Source organism: Idiomarina sp. OXR-189 (assembly GCF_034373425.1).
Classification (GTDB): Bacteria; Pseudomonadota; Gammaproteobacteria; order Enterobacterales; family Alteromonadaceae; genus Idiomarina; species Idiomarina zobellii.
In genome coordinates this window covers 2,059,032-2,074,272 of record NZ_CP139706.1, presented here as the reverse complement: position 1 = coordinate 2,074,272, position 15,241 = coordinate 2,059,032, and the positions used below count along the sequence as shown (strand labels likewise).

16 protein-coding genes are annotated in these 15,241 nt (G+C 45.7%); 12 read left to right on the top strand and 4 right to left on the bottom strand.

The window, feature by feature from the left end; translation table 11 throughout:
- The first annotated feature begins 1 nt into the window (after position 1).
- Genes pepP through UM402_RS10225 form a run of 3 tightly spaced genes read left to right on the top strand, consistent with a single transcriptional unit; the run spans position 2 to position 3,647 of the window.
- The gene (gene pepP / locus UM402_RS10235; protein WP_058576231.1) at positions 2-1,324 is read left to right on the top strand and encodes a Xaa-Pro aminopeptidase; all 1,323 of its coding nucleotides are present in this window, start codon (positions 2-4) and stop codon (positions 1,322-1,324) included.
- Positions 1,306-2,472 carry a 2-octaprenyl-6-methoxyphenyl hydroxylase gene (gene ubiH, locus UM402_RS10230; protein ID WP_058576232.1) on the top strand — a complete coding sequence of 389 codons (1,167 nt, stop codon included), beginning with the start codon at positions 1,306-1,308 and terminating at the stop codon, positions 2,470-2,472. Before pepP ends, ubiH begins: the two co-directional genes overlap by 19 nt.
- Positions 2,469-3,647, top strand: coding sequence for an FAD-dependent oxidoreductase (locus UM402_RS10225; RefSeq protein WP_058576233.1), 1,179 nt, complete (start codon positions 2,469-2,471; stop codon positions 3,645-3,647). The genes ubiH and UM402_RS10225 overlap by 4 nt, the downstream gene beginning before the upstream one ends.
- On the opposite strand, the gene UM402_RS10220 is transcribed toward UM402_RS10225, so the two are convergent.
- Positions 3,639-4,097 carry an RES family NAD+ phosphorylase gene (locus UM402_RS10220; protein WP_063744281.1) on the bottom strand — a complete coding sequence of 153 codons (459 nt, stop codon included), beginning with the start codon at positions 4,095-4,097 and terminating at the stop codon, positions 3,639-3,641. The genes UM402_RS10225 and UM402_RS10220 overlap by 9 nt on opposite strands.
- A gap of 1 nt (position 4,098) precedes the next feature.
- Positions 4,099-4,539, bottom strand: coding sequence for an antitoxin Xre-like helix-turn-helix domain-containing protein (locus tag UM402_RS10215; RefSeq protein WP_063744282.1), 441 nt, complete (start codon positions 4,537-4,539; stop codon positions 4,099-4,101).
- 345 nt (positions 4,540-4,884) lie between these two features.
- Between UM402_RS10215 and UM402_RS10210 the strand changes: the two genes are divergently transcribed.
- On the top strand, positions 4,885-6,159 hold the full coding sequence (locus UM402_RS10210; RefSeq protein WP_322295306.1) for a Fic family protein: 1,275 nt from the start codon (positions 4,885-4,887) through the stop codon (positions 6,157-6,159).
- A 37-nt stretch (positions 6,160-6,196) separates the two neighbouring features.
- Here the strand turns inward: UM402_RS10210 and UM402_RS10205 are convergent, their stop codons facing one another.
- Positions 6,197-6,649 (bottom strand): helix-turn-helix domain-containing protein, encoded by a 453-nt coding sequence (locus UM402_RS10205; RefSeq protein ID WP_053953754.1) that lies wholly within the window; start codon positions 6,647-6,649, stop codon positions 6,197-6,199.
- 737 nt (positions 6,650-7,386) lie between these two features.
- Between UM402_RS10205 and UM402_RS10200 the strand changes: the two genes are divergently transcribed.
- Positions 7,387-7,656: a transcriptional regulator gene (locus tag UM402_RS10200; protein WP_053954402.1), complete on the top strand. Its 270-nt coding sequence runs from the start codon at positions 7,387-7,389 to the stop codon at positions 7,654-7,656.
- A 5-nt stretch (positions 7,657-7,661) separates the two neighbouring features.
- Complete coding sequence (locus tag UM402_RS10195) at positions 7,662-7,925, top strand: hypothetical protein (RefSeq protein WP_322295305.1); 264 nt, start codon at positions 7,662-7,664, stop codon at positions 7,923-7,925.
- Here UM402_RS10195 and UM402_RS10190 read toward each other — a convergent pair.
- Positions 7,918-9,309, bottom strand: a complete 1,392-nt coding sequence (locus UM402_RS10190; protein ID WP_058576238.1) for an MBL fold metallo-hydrolase RNA specificity domain-containing protein — start codon at positions 9,307-9,309, stop codon at positions 7,918-7,920. The two genes, UM402_RS10195 and UM402_RS10190, sit on opposite strands and share 8 nt — an antisense overlap.
- 204 nt (positions 9,310-9,513) lie before the next feature.
- On the opposite strand from UM402_RS10190, the gene abiEi reads away from it, so the two are divergent.
- The 6 genes from abiEi to UM402_RS10160 all read left to right on the top strand — a co-directional run bounded on the left by abiEi (position 9,514) and on the right by UM402_RS10160 (position 15,241).
- Entirely contained in the window at positions 9,514-10,089 is a 576-nt protein-coding gene (abiEi, locus tag UM402_RS10185; protein WP_058576239.1) for a type IV toxin-antitoxin system AbiEi family antitoxin, read from the top strand.
- Positions 10,079-10,975, top strand: a complete 897-nt coding sequence (locus tag UM402_RS10180) for a nucleotidyl transferase AbiEii/AbiGii toxin family protein (protein ID WP_058576240.1) — start codon at positions 10,079-10,081, stop codon at positions 10,973-10,975. Before abiEi ends, UM402_RS10180 begins: the two co-directional genes overlap by 11 nt.
- 194 nt (positions 10,976-11,169) lie before the next feature.
- Complete coding sequence (locus UM402_RS10175) at positions 11,170-12,153, top strand: Wzz/FepE/Etk N-terminal domain-containing protein (protein ID WP_058576241.1); 984 nt, start codon at positions 11,170-11,172, stop codon at positions 12,151-12,153.
- Positions 12,154-12,220: 67 nt separating this feature from the next.
- Positions 12,221-13,291, top strand: coding sequence for a dTDP-glucose 4,6-dehydratase (gene rfbB / locus UM402_RS10170; protein ID WP_058576242.1), 1,071 nt, complete (start codon positions 12,221-12,223; stop codon positions 13,289-13,291).
- Positions 13,288-14,169, top strand: coding sequence for a glucose-1-phosphate thymidylyltransferase RfbA (gene rfbA / locus UM402_RS10165; protein ID WP_058576243.1), 882 nt, complete (start codon positions 13,288-13,290; stop codon positions 14,167-14,169). Before rfbB ends, rfbA begins: the two co-directional genes overlap by 4 nt.
- Positions 14,156-15,241 (top strand): TDP-N-acetylfucosamine:lipid II N-acetylfucosaminyltransferase, encoded by a 1,086-nt coding sequence (locus tag UM402_RS10160; RefSeq protein WP_058576244.1) that lies wholly within the window; start codon positions 14,156-14,158, stop codon positions 15,239-15,241. Before rfbA ends, UM402_RS10160 begins: the two co-directional genes overlap by 14 nt.

Sequence of the window (15,241 nt, the reverse complement as noted above, 5' to 3'; positions counted from 1 at the left end):
TATGACCGCTGTAATTTCCGTAGAAGAATTTGCACAACGCCGACAGGCGCTTATGAAGCGCATGCCGCTGGGCGCTGTCGCCATTATTGCTGGTAACAGTGAAGTCACGCGCAGTAACGACACCGAGTATCCGTTCCGGCAAAACAGTGACTTTTTCTATTTGACCGGTTTTGCCGAGCCCGACGCGGTGTTGTTACTGGTTAACGGCGAAAAACCGCAAAGCCTGCTGTTTTGCCAGGACAAAGATCCGCAGCAGGAAGTTTGGCACGGTCTTCGTTTAGGCTATGAAAATGCAGAGCAGACGTTAAAGGTCGACGCCGCTGAAGACATAGACGCCATTGAAGAGCGACTGCCGGACATACTGAAAGGTATGGATAGCGTGTTCTACCTAATGGGCGACCAGGCCGAAGTGGGCGAGCTAATTAACGGCGCCCGCAATCAACTGCAACTAGCAGCACGACGCAGCGGCGAATTACCGCCACAAAGTCTGCGCGACTTACGTGCGTTATTAGACGACATGCGACTGATAAAGTCAGAGGCCGAAATTAACGTTATGCGCGAGTCGGCGCGCATTAGCAGCAACGCGTTTCGCCGTATTATGCGCTTTGTTGAGCCCGGCAAACACGAGTATCAGGTCGGTGCCGAGCTGCATCATGAGTTTGCCATGAACGGCGCACTGTATCCGGCCTACGGGATGATCTGCGGTGGCGGCGCCAACGCTTGCGTACTGCACTACACCGACAACAAAGACGTACTAAACGACGGCGATTTGATCCTCGTCGATGCCGGTGCCGAGTATCAGGGGTATGCTGCCGACATTACCCGTACCTTCCCGGTTAATGGCAAGTTCAGCGACACTCAGCGCACCTTGTATGAGATGGTATTAAAAGCGCAACAAGCGGCGTTTGAGGAAATAAAGCCCGGCAGCAATTTGGTCAACGCCAGCAACGCTGCCGCGCGGGTGATTAACGACGGTCTGGTTGAGTTGGGTATTATTGACGGTGACCCGGACACCGCCTTTGAAGCCATGCGCTGGAAAACCTACTTTATTCACGGTTTAGGGCACTGGCTGGGGCTCGACGTACACGACATGGGTCGCTACAAAGACGACAACGGCAAGCCTGTTTCTTTTGAGCCGGGTATGGTGTTGACCGTTGAACCGGGTATTTATATTCCCGAAGACGCTGACGTTGATGAAAAGTGGCGCGGCATTGGCATTCGTATTGAAGACGATCTGGTGGTCACCGCCGAAGGCTATGAAAACCTCAGCAGCGACGTGCCTAAAACCATAGAAGAGATAGAAGCATGGATGAGCGGCAAGTAATATCTGCCGATATTGCCATTGTTGGCGGCGGCCTGGTTGGCGCGCTGACCGGTATGATGCTGGCGCAGCAGCGACCGGACTGGCGTATTGTCATTTGCGAACCTCGTAAAGAAGGTCCGCCCAACGACAAACGCATTATTGCGCTGGCCGCTGCATCTGCCCACCGTTTGTCAAAGCTGGGCGTACTCGACAATATTACCCACGAGCCCATTAAGCACATTCATATTTCCGATCGCGGCTTTATAGGCGGTACCGAACTGCATGCTGAACAAGAAGGCGTGGAAGCTTTGGGCAAAGTGGTGGCGGCATCCGAGTTAGTAGAGCGCCTGTATAAAAGCTGCCAGAAACTGAACAATATTACCTGGTTAGGCGGCGTGCGTGCCGAACAAGTGCAACAAGCGTCTGCGCAGGCGACCGTGGTATTGGACAACCAACAGCAGGTACATTGCCGTTTACTGATTGGTGCCGACGGTCAAAACTCGCTGGTGCGCGAACAGCTGCGGCTAAAGTCAGACGTAACCGACTACGGGCAGTATGGCTGTATTGCGACGTTAGAGCTCGAACAGCCACTCAACGGTTGGGCGTACGAACGCTTTACCGAAAACGGACCCATTGCGCTTTTGCCTATGCAGGGGAATCAGGCGTCGCTGGTGTGGAGCTTCACCGAAAGACAGCTGGCCGAAGCCGAACAATGGACAGACGCAGAGTTTTTACAACGTTGCCAAAAAGCCTTTGGTTATCGAGCCGGACGTTTTAAATCGGTATCGCCACGAGTGTTTTATCCGCTTATTTTGCGCCGGGCGAAACGTTCAACGCATCACCGTGCGGTTATTATTGGTAATGCCTCGCATGCGTTGCATCCTATTGCGGGGCAGGGCTTTAATTTAGGACTGCGCGACGTCGAACAGCTGTGTAAAAGCTTAGCCAAAGCGATTGACCCGGGGGCTTTTGAACACCTGAATGACTACGAACAGCACCGCGAGCGCGACTACGAGTCTATTATTCGGTTAACCGACGGTTTAGTGCGCGGCTTTTCCAATCAATTCTGGCCAACCGTGCTGGGGCGTAACAGCGCACTCATGCTGTTGCAGCACTGCGCACCGTTAAAGTCCCGCTTTGCCCGCCTAACCATGGGGATGAAACCATGACACGCAAACACACTGACATTGTGGTTGTTGGCGGCGGCATGATAGGTCTGAGCCTGGCCACCAAGCTGGCGCAACAGGGTCGGCAAGTAACCGTTATAGAACGCCACGACCAGCCCGAGCTGACTGAAGAACTGGCATTACGGGTTAGCGCATTAAACGATCGCAGCCGCAGCGTACTGGCCGACTGTGGTGCCTGGCAAAAAATACAGGCGCATCGCACCGGGCCTTATAACAGCATGCAAGTGTGGGACAAAGACAGCCCCGCCCATATTGAATTTTCCGCCGCCGAAATTAACGCCGAAGACATTGGCGCTATTGTCGAAAACAATGTGGCCGAACACTTTTTGTGGGAAAGTGCCGAACAGGCTGGCGTAGAGATCATTCAAACAGACAGTTGGAAGTTATTGAGCGCGGGCGACGACAGCAGTCCCGCAGAAATAAACGTGGGTGAGCAATTACTTTCCGCTAACCTCATTATTGGCGCGGACGGCGGTCGCTCGCAAGTGCGTCAGTTTGTCGAACTTCCCATTAGTTTCTGGGACTACGAGCAGCGTGGCATTGTCGCCAACATTCGTACCGAACAGCCTCATAACGGCGTTGCCCGGCAGGTGTTTTTACCCACCGGACCGCTGGCCTTGTTACCGACGCCCGACCCACAGATTGTTTCTATTGTCTGGTCGGCAGATGAACCCTTAGCGGCGCAGTTACTGAATGAAATACCAGAGCGTTTTACGAAACAGGTAGAAACAGAGTCCGGCCGAGTGCTGGGTGCGTGCGAATGTGTGTCTGACATAAAAGCCTTTCCGCTTCGAATGCAGTATGCCCGCCAGTGGTTTCATCAGCGCATTGTGCTGGCCGGCGACGCTGCGCACACCATTCACCCGCTTGCCGGGCAGGGCGCTAACTTAGGCTTTGGCGACGTTAACGAGCTGTGCGAACAGTTGCAGGGCGTGGACTTAAAAGCGCTGAACGACTTAACCAAACACTTAAGCGCCTACCAACGAGCCCGCAAAGCCGACACCCAGGTTATGATAGCCGCCATGGAGCTGTTTAAACGTGGCTTTGGTACCGCCAACCCGGTTGTAAAAGGCCTGCGGGCATTAGCCTTTGCTATTCCCAACAAGTTCACGCCGTTAAAACGTAAACTGGCGGAAGTGGCGTTAGGTTCAAATTAACCGTTTGTCAAAAGAGTAAGGCCATATTTCAACTGATTTTAGGCGTTTCTGTAGGTCCGGATGGTTAGGGTTTATTAAGCAATTTTTCTCATGTTTAGTGAATACACTTGGCACAAGTAGCGCCAGGCTTTTATTAGACTTTAACCAACCATCTCCTAACCGACGGGCATCCTGGCTGCCACCGTCAGCACTCCATGAATCAGGCCAATGCTCTTCAGGCAGAGTTAATAGGTCATCTTCTTTTAGTTTTATTCGAGTAAATGAGTACGAATGTAACGGAGCTTCATTTTGTAGATGAACTAAAACCTCAATAATAGCCTGAGCTTCCGACATTGAACCATAAATACAGGCTTTGCCTTTGTTGTTCCATCGTCCGCCAACTAACCGAGCTCCGTTTCCGGTAAATGATGTGTCCAGATATTTTGTTTTACTTAAGCGATAAACCCACATCTTAAGAATAAACCCCGTATTCCAAACGGGTAATTATGTCCAATACAGCTTCAGTATTTGTGTGACTGTCTAACATATCAATAGGGCGCATATGACCAAGTCCGGGGACTTTTTTGGTCATCCATTCAACGGCCGCCTTACGGTCGCCGTCAAATAAATCAGTTGAACGAGCAAGTACTTCAATAAGGCTATATAACTTATCACTCTCCTCCGTGGTAAGGCGTCCTCCTTTCTTACGACGCAAGAAAGTTGTTGGCGGTATGTGTAACGCTTCAATAATGCTTTTCTGAGTCATTTCCATAGAGTTTGCCACGTGATTAAGTACTTTTATTGGTAATCCATTGGCAATTTGCTCTCTCAATCTTGAGTCTTCATTTGGAAGGCCTAACTCTGCCCATATATCTTTAGGCTGCATTACTGGAGTGTATTCTCGCAACTCCATAAATCCTCCGCATGGATGTTTAAAAATAACCATTTGGTTAATGATAGCACAGTTCAAAATTTCTGCAGTTTTAATTGAAATTAGTAGCTTGGTGAACCAAGTAACAAGGTTACACAAGCTGGTATGGGAAAAGAATCAGGCGAAGCATACTGTGCTGTATGAAGAAGCTGAATTCAGGGGTTTTTACCAATAAAACGTAAATTTAAAAATTTGTGTTTTCTCATAATTTAAGCTATATATTAATTCATTAAATTAGTCATGGAGTTTTATATGGCAAGGGTTAGAACACCGCCTTCGACGGATGAACTTTTTTCAGTTTATTCTCCGGAAGATGTTTTCAAGGTTATGAAAACCTACAGTATCACCAACTCTAAAGGTGAGTACTTGCCATGGGACAAATTTAAGTGGCGTGTCAACAAAGGCGATAACCCAGAACTTGCCTGGTTAGCGACTAAATTGGCTCGGATTAATGTCAGCCGGAACTTGCCAGAGCTTTGCGGCGTCAATGAATTATCATGTTTTAAACTGTGTATTCCAGACTCTCTTCAGGCCAAGCTGCATTATATCGACAAGCTAACCGGCGGCTCGCAAAGCGTTTCCGATCATCCCTTTTTCGGAAAGCAGGAAAAGAACGCCTATCTAGTCCAAAGCTTACTGATGGAAGAAGCTATTACCTCATCGCAATTGGAAGGGGCGTCGACAACGCGCAAAGTTGCAAAAGAAATGCTTGAGTCCGAACGTCAGCCACAGAACAAGTCGGAACAAATGATAGCCAATAACTATCGGTTAATGAAGCGGGCTGTCAGCTTGAAAAACGACGAGTTAACCATTCCGCTTATTCTGGAATTACACGAAATAGCGACCCATAAAGGCATTGATAATGACGCCGTGCCGGGCGAGTTCAGAACCAGTAACGACATTGATATACGCGACCAATACAACGACGTAGCGCATGTTCCGCCAGCGGCCAGAAGCCTACAGGAGCGCATGGAAAAGCTTTGTCAGTTTGCCAATGAAGAGCATGGGCAACTGAACTCCGATAACTTTATTCATCCGTTGGTAAAAGCCATTATTTTGCATTTTATGGTGGCTTACATTCATCCTTTTGGCGATGGTAACGGACGTACCGCAAGAGCGCTTTTTTATTGGTTTATGCTGAAATCGGGCTACTGGCTGTTCGAGTATGTGTCCATTAGTAAGCTCATTCAGGAGAAGCGCACCGACTATGATCGCGCGTTTTTATACACTGAAACCGACGACAATGATCTCACCTACTTTTTGTACCATCAGGTCGACATTGTCGTAAAAGCGGTCGATGCGTTACGGGAGTATATAGAGCGCAAACAAAAAGAAATGTTCGAGTTTATGAACTGGGTTGAAAAAAGCGCCGTAGCCAACGCTCTAAAACGAGGGCAGCTCGACATACTCAAAGAAGCAGTGAAGAACCCCGGACGGGTATTTACCGTGAAAACCGTAGCAAACAACCTTGGCTGCAATGAAAATACCGCACGCACCTATTTGAATGACCTCGCCAAGCGAGACCTGCTATTGGTCGGTAAAGCTAGCAAAGGCAAAGCCATGCGCTACATTGCGCCCGCTGATCTCGCCGAGCGGTTGTAGTCAGCGTGTCCTGATGTAACTACGTCAGGTGCGGTATCTATTCAACAAAGTAGCTAACAGGAAGGTTAAAATATCCGGCAAAGCCTTTTGCTTGGTTTAGGTTGACAGTGCGCTTGCCGTTTAACAACTCGCTTATTACGCTTTGAGGCGCTATATTTTTTAAGTCTTTCTGTTTTACCGAACGGGTTTTCATTAGCATTTTTAGCTTCTCGGCAACTGGAACAGTAGGCATTTCCATTTGATCTTCAAATTCTTCAATGCGATCAGAAATTGCGTTAGCAAACACTAGCACAATATCGTTTTCGTGCTGAGCCAAATCCATTAAGTAGTCCATAACGTCGGCTCTCTCAAGAAGCTCTTTTTCAGACTGAATGGGTGTATAAGTGTAATGAAAAAGCTCAACGGCAGTTCCAGCAAACTCCATTGCTGTAGCACTTATTGCCGAAGCGACTTGTCCCAGCGCTACCATTTCGTCCTGTTGAGCGTTCATAGTCATTACCTTCTTAATTTGCCTTGGTGAACATTGTGTTTACACCACTTGTCGTACTCGGAGTGTGACAAAATATCTCTTACAAAGAGTGTATTGTGTCCTAGTTTTGCAAGTATTCGGCAGTTGCTTCCGTGGACATCAAAAATATATAAATCAAATATGGTGCCATAGTCACCGTTCTCATTCTTCAGCCGCTTTCCGGCTATTCGGTCTGTATTCCAACCGGATGCTCGGCGCCAAATACTTTTAATTTGGCTGTAAGAATGTGCATTAAGAGAGTTTTGACCAAAAACATGACACCATAAATCTAACCCCACTTGCCACTGAGGGTATTGAAGCATGGCATTTTTTACTCGCTTCTTTGTGATAATTCTCAAAATGCATCCTATGCTGATAAAAATATCGCATTTTGCGATATTTAGCAACTTAAAGTGAAACTAAGATTTCGGTGAACCAAGTAATAAGGTTACACAAGCTGGTATGGGAAAAGAATCAGACAAAGCATACTGTGCTGTATGAAAAAGCCATGCGCTACATTGCGCCCGCTGATCTCGCCGAGCGGTTGTAGCTGCCCTTATTTACGTCAGGTTCAAATATTCATTCGTTCAAATGAAATTACTTTTCAAAAACTGAATTTTTTCTAATATTCACTCTATCGTGTGAAATATATTGATATTATTATTTTTTTCTTCTATATTCACTCAATCAAGTGAATTTAAGCTTAAGTGAGACTTCCCATGCTGCTGGAAGCAAAAGACACAAAAACCATCGGGCGCATTGCCAAAGTCGTGCGGCAGCAACAAGAGTTGGATCAGACAACAGCTGGCGCGTTTGCAGGCTGTGGCATTAATTTTGTGAGTCAATTCGAAAACGGCAAGCCAACAGTGCAACTGGAAAAAGCCCTAAATGTACTGAATGCGCTTGGCATAAAAGTTTATTTAGACATTCCCGACAGCGCTTCAAGTGACAAGCTCACCGAATTAACCGGACGCCTCAATCATGAGTAGTGCACTTGTCGCAACCCATTGGCGACGCTAACTATTTTGGGCGGGTGACACGACAATCTGTTTTAGCGTTCGCAGAAGGCTTAGGGCTTAACAAGCCCGTCGCAGAGCGAGAAATAGAGCGGCTGTGCAAAAGCATTCAGCAAGAAGCCGACAAACTTATCACCGAGCTTGAGCAACAGCCCAATTTTGAGTCAAAAGCCGGCGAGCTGCAGCTACTACGCAATATACGATACCGCTGTATTGGGGAATTCGCGAGCCAACTCAGCTGACGACTATCCCATACCGACCTTTTATTTTCGCTGCTAACGCCAAACGGGCGTCGGGCTCGCCGTGAATTAAACGTATGCGCTTCACCGGTTCATCGGTGGCATCAATAAAGTCTAAAAGCTCTTGCTGGTCGGCGTGAGCGGAGTAGCCACCTAAAGTATAAATACCCGCTTTAATCCAGACACGTTCGTGGTCTAAGTCGACATAGCCGCCGCGCGGGCCGTAGGTTTGAATATCGCGCCCCGGGGTTCCGGCAGCCTGGTAGCCTACAAACAACACATCGGTGCGCGAGTCGGGCAGCAAGGCTTTTAAGTAATTGAGCATACGTCCGCCGGTACACATACCGCTGGCGGCAATAACAATGCAGGGGTCGCCGCTGCTTTTTAAATAATTCACCACGCGCTCATGGTCACCGTGGTCGTCTACCGTCATCATGCGATCGAAGTTTAACGGATGCCGGTCTTCTTCTACCCGTGCCAATGCCTCTTCGTCCCACAACGCCTTCATGGCTCGGTACTGTTTGGTAAATTGCGCGGCCAGTGGCGAATCTAAAATAACCGTCATTTTGTGCCATACGGCATCCGCTACCCCAGTCTCCGCTTCCTTAGCCCTTGCTTTATGAATAATGTCTTCTAACTCGTACAAAAGCTCTTGCGTACGGCCAATACTAAACGCCGGAATTAAAATAGTGCCTTTGTTCTCCACACAACGCTCAACCACCGACTTCAGGCGTTGCTCGCGGTCAAGGCGCGACTCATGGTTCTTGTCGCCGTAAGTGCTTTCCAGCAACAGAAAGTCGGCGCGCTCCAGCGGGGTAGGGTCGGGCAGCAACGGCGTGTTTTTACAACCCAGGTCACCCGAGAACACCACACGGTAGTGATTATTCACATTCTCAATTTCCACATAAGACGACCCCAGAATATGGCCCGCCTGACGAAAGCGCAGCTTAAAGCGCTCAGTAGAGAAGTCGGCAGGCAGTTCTAACCAATCATCGTACTCCACCGGCTGTAGCTGGCGCTGCAGGCGAGTCACTACTGCATCAATAATATCGGCGTTGCGAGTTAGGCCTACTTTTAACGCGTCTTCAATAACCAGAGGCAACAAATGCGCCGTAGCTTTCGTGCAATAAATAGGGCCGGTAAAGCCGGCAATTAACAACCAGGGAATGCGGCCTGCGTGGTCAATGTGGCAGTGGGTCACCACCAACGCCTGCACCTTGCTAATATCGAAGTCAATTTCTTGCGTGTTTGAGTCCGCGCCCGAACCCGAGGTTTCTGCCCCCTGAAACAACCCGCAGTCAATTAAAAGTGAGTGGTCACTGTCTAACAACAGTTCGTGGCAAGAGCCCGTAACCCCTTCAAACGCGCCGTGATGAATAACATCCATGTGTTGGTTCCGTCTTGTTTAAAACAACCAGATTACAAAAAACGGCGGAAAAGCGCCATCGGACAAAAGGGTGATATTGGATCATTTTAAATAACCGAGGTCTTTAAGTTTACAGTAGGTTATCTTTTTTGATAACTAATTGTAGACCTAATTGGTTGCTTGGTGTACGCTAGGTTATTAAGTTTATTAACCTAATGTATACCAATGAGCACACATCAGTTGAAAGGTAAGTTACATGCGTTGCAAAAATATACACATCATGCGCTTGTATCTATGCCACAATTTAAGATGTTAATGCCAGAATATTCAAACGATGCACTAAAAGTCCGTCTAAATTACCTGGTAAAAAAAGGCGTCCTTCAAAAGATTTGTCGAGGAGTATGGGCTTTTCCTGAAAGCCACTATTACCACTCGACGAGTATTTTGCACTTACCGCATTTGGTGCGGCCATCAAGCCTTAATTACCTCAGTTTGGAATCTGTACTCAGCAAATATAGCGTTATTAGTCAGCAGATGTTTGATTATGCCACTGTAATGACAACGGGGCGGAATGGAATATTCAAAACTCCGCTTGGGACGCTCGAGCTTACACATACTAAGCGTGACCCAATGGCAATCACTAATGAGACGTATCCATTAGATGATTACCCATTGAGAGAAGCGACAATAAAGAGAGCGTACTTAGATTTGAAAAACGTCGGACGAAATCTCGAATTGGTTGACCAGGATGCTTTAAGTGAAGCGATTACAAGACAAGGAAGTGATAACTATGAACATTAAATCTCTAGCGCAAAAAATTTGTGCTGATTCGCCGGAGTTAGCGGGTCTTACGACAACAGTTGAAAAAGAGCTGCTCCATTATGAAGTGCTAGCTTCAATGGCAAAGCACGGTTTTCTTAAACAACTTACCTTTCAAGGTGGTACCTGTCTGCGAATGATGTATGGATCGAATAGGTTATCGGAAGATTTGGATTTTGTCGGTGGCGCAGATTTTGACTTTGATCAGCTAGCTCATCTTCGTGACTGCCTACATGAAGACCTGTCGCAAAGGCACAATCTTAAAGTCAATGTGACTGAACCTAATTACGACAAGTTATCGAATAAAGAGGCGATTCAGGTAGGCCGTTGGAAAATATCTATTGAAACCGAGCCTGAGCAGAAAAGCCTGCCATGGCAGAAAGTGAAATTGGAAGTTGCGACAGTTATTGCCCATACGCAAGTTCTAAGGCCGCTTGTAAAAACCTATCCTAGTGTTCCCGATGCCTACGTAAGCATTCTTCTCAACTGTGAAACACTCGAAGAAATTGCTGCTGACAAGTTTGTTGCTCTAGCCCTGCGCCGTTCGATTAAAGCACGAGATGTTTGGGATATTGCCTGGCTAAATCAGCGTAATGTACAGGTAGATGCGGAGTTAGTTCGAACCAAGTTTCAGGGCTATCATCAACCTGCCGGTTTTGAAGCGCTTTCCGGGCGGTTACAAGAACTACCTTCTTATATGGCTTCAGGTGATTTTGAGCAGGAAATGCGGCGCTTTCTACACTCATCAACGGTCGCTAACAGTATCGAGCAGGACGGTTTTATCGACTATCTTACCGATACCGTGATCCGAATGGGCGACCAGCTATTACGCGAGCAAAGTGGTGGGTCACCGGAATTTAAGATGTAAGTTAAGGAACTAGCCGCTTAAAATATCACCAATTACTAACAATAAAGCCTTTGTAGGAAAAGGGCTACGTGCGGTATCATACTCGCTTGATCAAAATTATCTGCATCATCGGCCTATGGGAACCGCAACCCATGGGCGGTAGCGTGCCTAACACAGTAAAAATTATAGAAGCAGGCAAACAATAAGGCCTCAGAATGAACGATAACAATCCAAAAGCACCACTAACTCCCCTTAACTACGAACCAAACCGCCATCCGGATTACCAGGACGATGAAATAGACCTGCGAGAGCTATTCGGCATTATCTGGCAAGGCAAATGGTGGATTATCGCCATTACCTTTGTGTTTGCGGTGGGGTCTGTTATTTACTCTTTAAGCCTGCCGAATATTTATAAGTCAGAAGCAACGCTGGCACCGACCGAAGAGGCCAGTGGCGGCGGATTGTCGCAAATGGCGGGTCAGTTAGGCGGCTTAGCTAGCTTGGCCGGTGTTAATTTAGGTGCTAAACCTGTTGATAAGACCACTATTGCTATAGAAATACTGCAGTCCAGAGCCTTTATTAAAAGCTTTGTAGAAAAATACAATATATTGCCAGAGCTAATGGCGGTAGAAGAATGGAACCGTCAAAACGGACTGGTTTACAATAAAGAGATTTATGACCCAGCTACTAATGAGTGGCTGAGAGAAGTAGAGCCGCCCCAAGAGCCACAACCGAGCAGTTGGGAATACGCGCAAGTTTTTAAAAGTAATGTGCTTAGTGTGACTCGTGATTTGGAAAAAGGCCTAGTGACGTTGTCTGTTAATCACCAGTCACCAGAGGTTGCAGAGCAATGGACTACCTGGTTAATTAGCGAAATTAACAACCATATGCGGGAACGTGATATTCAAGAGGCGCGGCGCAGTTTAGAATATTTAAATGAAGAGCTTCAGGAAACCGCACTAAGCAATATGCAGCAAGTGTTTTATCAGCTTATTGAAAAGCAAACTCAGACTATTATGCTAGCCAATGTGCGGCCTGAGTATATTTTTCAAGTATTAGACCCACCTGTTGTGCCTGAGCAAAAAGCGAAGCCCTCGCGCGCTCTAATCTGCATTATTGGGACATTTTTAGGTGGATTTTTAGGTGTGGGTTTTGTGTTAGTCAGAAACATATTCAGAAAAGAAGAAAACGCCGCCTGATACTATTCCTATTCCGTAACCTGATGTTTCACGTCAGGTGAGATATCCAAAAAACTAAATGACCTCTATGAAAATACTAGTAACAGGCGGTGCGGGTTTTATAGGCTCAGCAGTCATCCGTCATTTGATAAAAAGTACCGAGCACTCTGTTGTAAACGTCGACAAACTAACCTACGCAGGTAATCTCGAAAGCTTGGAGTCTGTCAGTAACGACGAACGCTATATTTTTGAGCAAGTCGATATATGCGATGCACAGGAACTAAAGCGCGTGTTTAATGAACACGGCCCCGATATTATTATGCATTTGGCGGCGGAGTCACACGTTGACCGCTCTATAGATGGTCCTGGTGAATTTATGCAAACCAATATCATGGGTACCTATACGCTATTAGAGCAGGCTAGAGCGTACTGGCAGAATTTAGCCTCTGATAGGCAATCGCAGTTTAGATTTCATCACATCTCGACTGACGAGGTGTACGGTGACTTACCTCATCCAGACGAACAAGAAGGTGAACTTCCTTTATTCACAGAAACTACTCCATATGCACCAAGTTCACCTTACAGTGCGTCAAAAGCTAGTAGTGATCATTTAGTTAGAGCATGGCGGCGTACCTACAATTTTCCGGCCATCGTTACTAATTGTTCGAACAATTATGGACCTTATCATTTTCCAGAAAAACTTGTTCCATTAATGATTTTGAATGCGCTAGAAGGGAAGCCTTTGCCTGTCTATGGGAAAGGTAATCAAATTCGAGATTGGTTGTACGTCGAAGACCATGCAAGAGCACTAACACTAGTTGCGACTAAAGGGAAGGTTGGTGAAACCTACAATATTGGTGGGCATAACGAGAAACAGAACATAGAAGTTGTCAAAACCATTTGTAATATTTTAGACGAGTTGGTTCCTGCTGAGAATTCATACAAAGAGCTTATAAGCTACGTAGAAGATCGTCCTGGTCATGATATGCGTTATGCTATTGACGCTACCAAGATTAAACAAGACCTAGACTGGATACCAGAAGAGACTTTTGAGTCTGGCATACGCAAGACCGTACAATGGTATTTGGATAACCAGAGTTGGTGCCAACGTGTACAAGATGGTAGCTATCAACGAGAGCGATTAGGAAGCAAATCATGAAAGGAATTGTACTAGCCGGTGGTTCAGGTACACGCTTATATCCCATAACTAAGGGAGTATCAAAGCAGCTACTACCTATTTACGACAAACCGATGATTTATTATCCGCTATCGGTACTTATGCTTGCGGGTATACGTGAAATCTTAATTATCTCTACACCTGAAGACTTACCTAATTTTGAAAAGTTATTAGGTGACGGTTCTCAATTCGGAATAGAGCTTTCATACAAAGAGCAGCCGAGCCCAGAGGGTCTGGCACAAGCTTTTATTATCGGTGAGGAATTTATCGGCAGTGATAGTGTTTGTTTAGTTCTCGGAGATAACATTTATTACGGTCAGGGATTTACTCCGAAACTAGCGGAAGCTGTGAAAAGAACTGAAAATGAAAGGGGAGCGACAGTTTTTGGCTATCAGGTAAAAGATCCCGAGCGGTTTGGTGTCGTAGAGTTTGATGAAAATCAGAAAGCGATATCTATTGAAGAAAAACCGTCAAAGCCGAAGTCTCATTTCGCGGTTACCGGTCTCTATTTTTATGATAATCAGGTAATCGATATAGCTAAGAAAGTGGAGCCATCTGATCGTGGTGAGTTGGAAATAACTGATATAAACCGTGCTTATTTAGAGCAAGGTAGCCTAAATGTTGAATTGTTAGGGCGTGGTTTCGCATGGCTGGATACAGGTACACATGAAAGCTTGCTAGAGGCAGCCCAATTCGTAGAAACAATTGAAAAACGGCAAGGTTATAAAATTGCCTGCCTTGAAGAGATAGGGTTTAATCAAGGTTGGCTAAGTAAAGATTTGCTTAAAAAGCAGTCAGAAGAACTTAAGAAAAATGGTTACGGAGAATATCTTCAAACAATTATAAATGACGAAGTTTGAGGACAACCATAAAGTGATTTTGCATGTTAGCAATATTGGAGCGTTTACTCCTTCTTTTGTGAAACTAATAGATATGGAGTTTAGCAAGAAAAGGCATAAATTTTGGTTGGTAGGTGAAAAAAGCTTAAAGCGATACCCTATTGAAAAGAAAGAAAATATCTTTATTGTAAAAAAGACAGTAATTGGCCAGCTGCATGCCTATTTATACCTTTTAATGACTTTACATTGTAGCCAAAAGATAATTCTTCATGGGCTGTTTAATGCTCGCGTTATTTTAATTTTAGTATTTTGCCCTTGGCTGCTTAAAAAATGTTTCTGGATTATGTGGGGAGCCGATCTTTATCAATACCAGCACCCGAAAGTAGGCTGGCGAGAGAAGCTAGTAGAAAAACTTAGAAGATTCGTAATTAAGCGTATGGGGCATCTTGTAACTTACCTACCTGAAGACTTGAAGCTTGCACGTAAATGGTATGGAGCGACAGGTGAATATCATGAATGCCTAATGTATCTGAGTAATATCATGGATCCAAAGATGTTAATAAATTCAGGACAACCCAAGGAAGAAAGTTCAGAGTTGAATATCTTGATAGGAAATTCAGCGGATCCGAGCAATAATCATTTTGAAGTTCTAGAAAAACTAAAAATATATAAAAACGAAAATATAAAAATTTATGTCCCATTATCATATGGTGACCGAAATCATGCTCAAAAAGTTATTGAACGAGGTAAGAAAGAATTCGGTGATAAGTTTGTTGCGTTAAGTGACTTTATGCCATTCGAGCAATACGTAGAATTTTTAAAATGTATAGATATCGTTATATTTAACCACAAACGACAACAAGCAATGGGGAATACCATTACTCTGTTGGGGATGGGCAAAACAGTGTTTATGAGGAAAGACGTTAGTCAGCGTTTTTTTTTAGAAAGTGTAGGACTTTATTTGAAGGATGTGTCGCAATTTTCACTGGAGCCATTGACTCAAAAAGCATTAGAAAAAAACATCCAAATTATACGCTCGCGGTTTTCTCTAGAAACTCTGAAACAACAATACTCGGAACTATTTGAGGTCTAA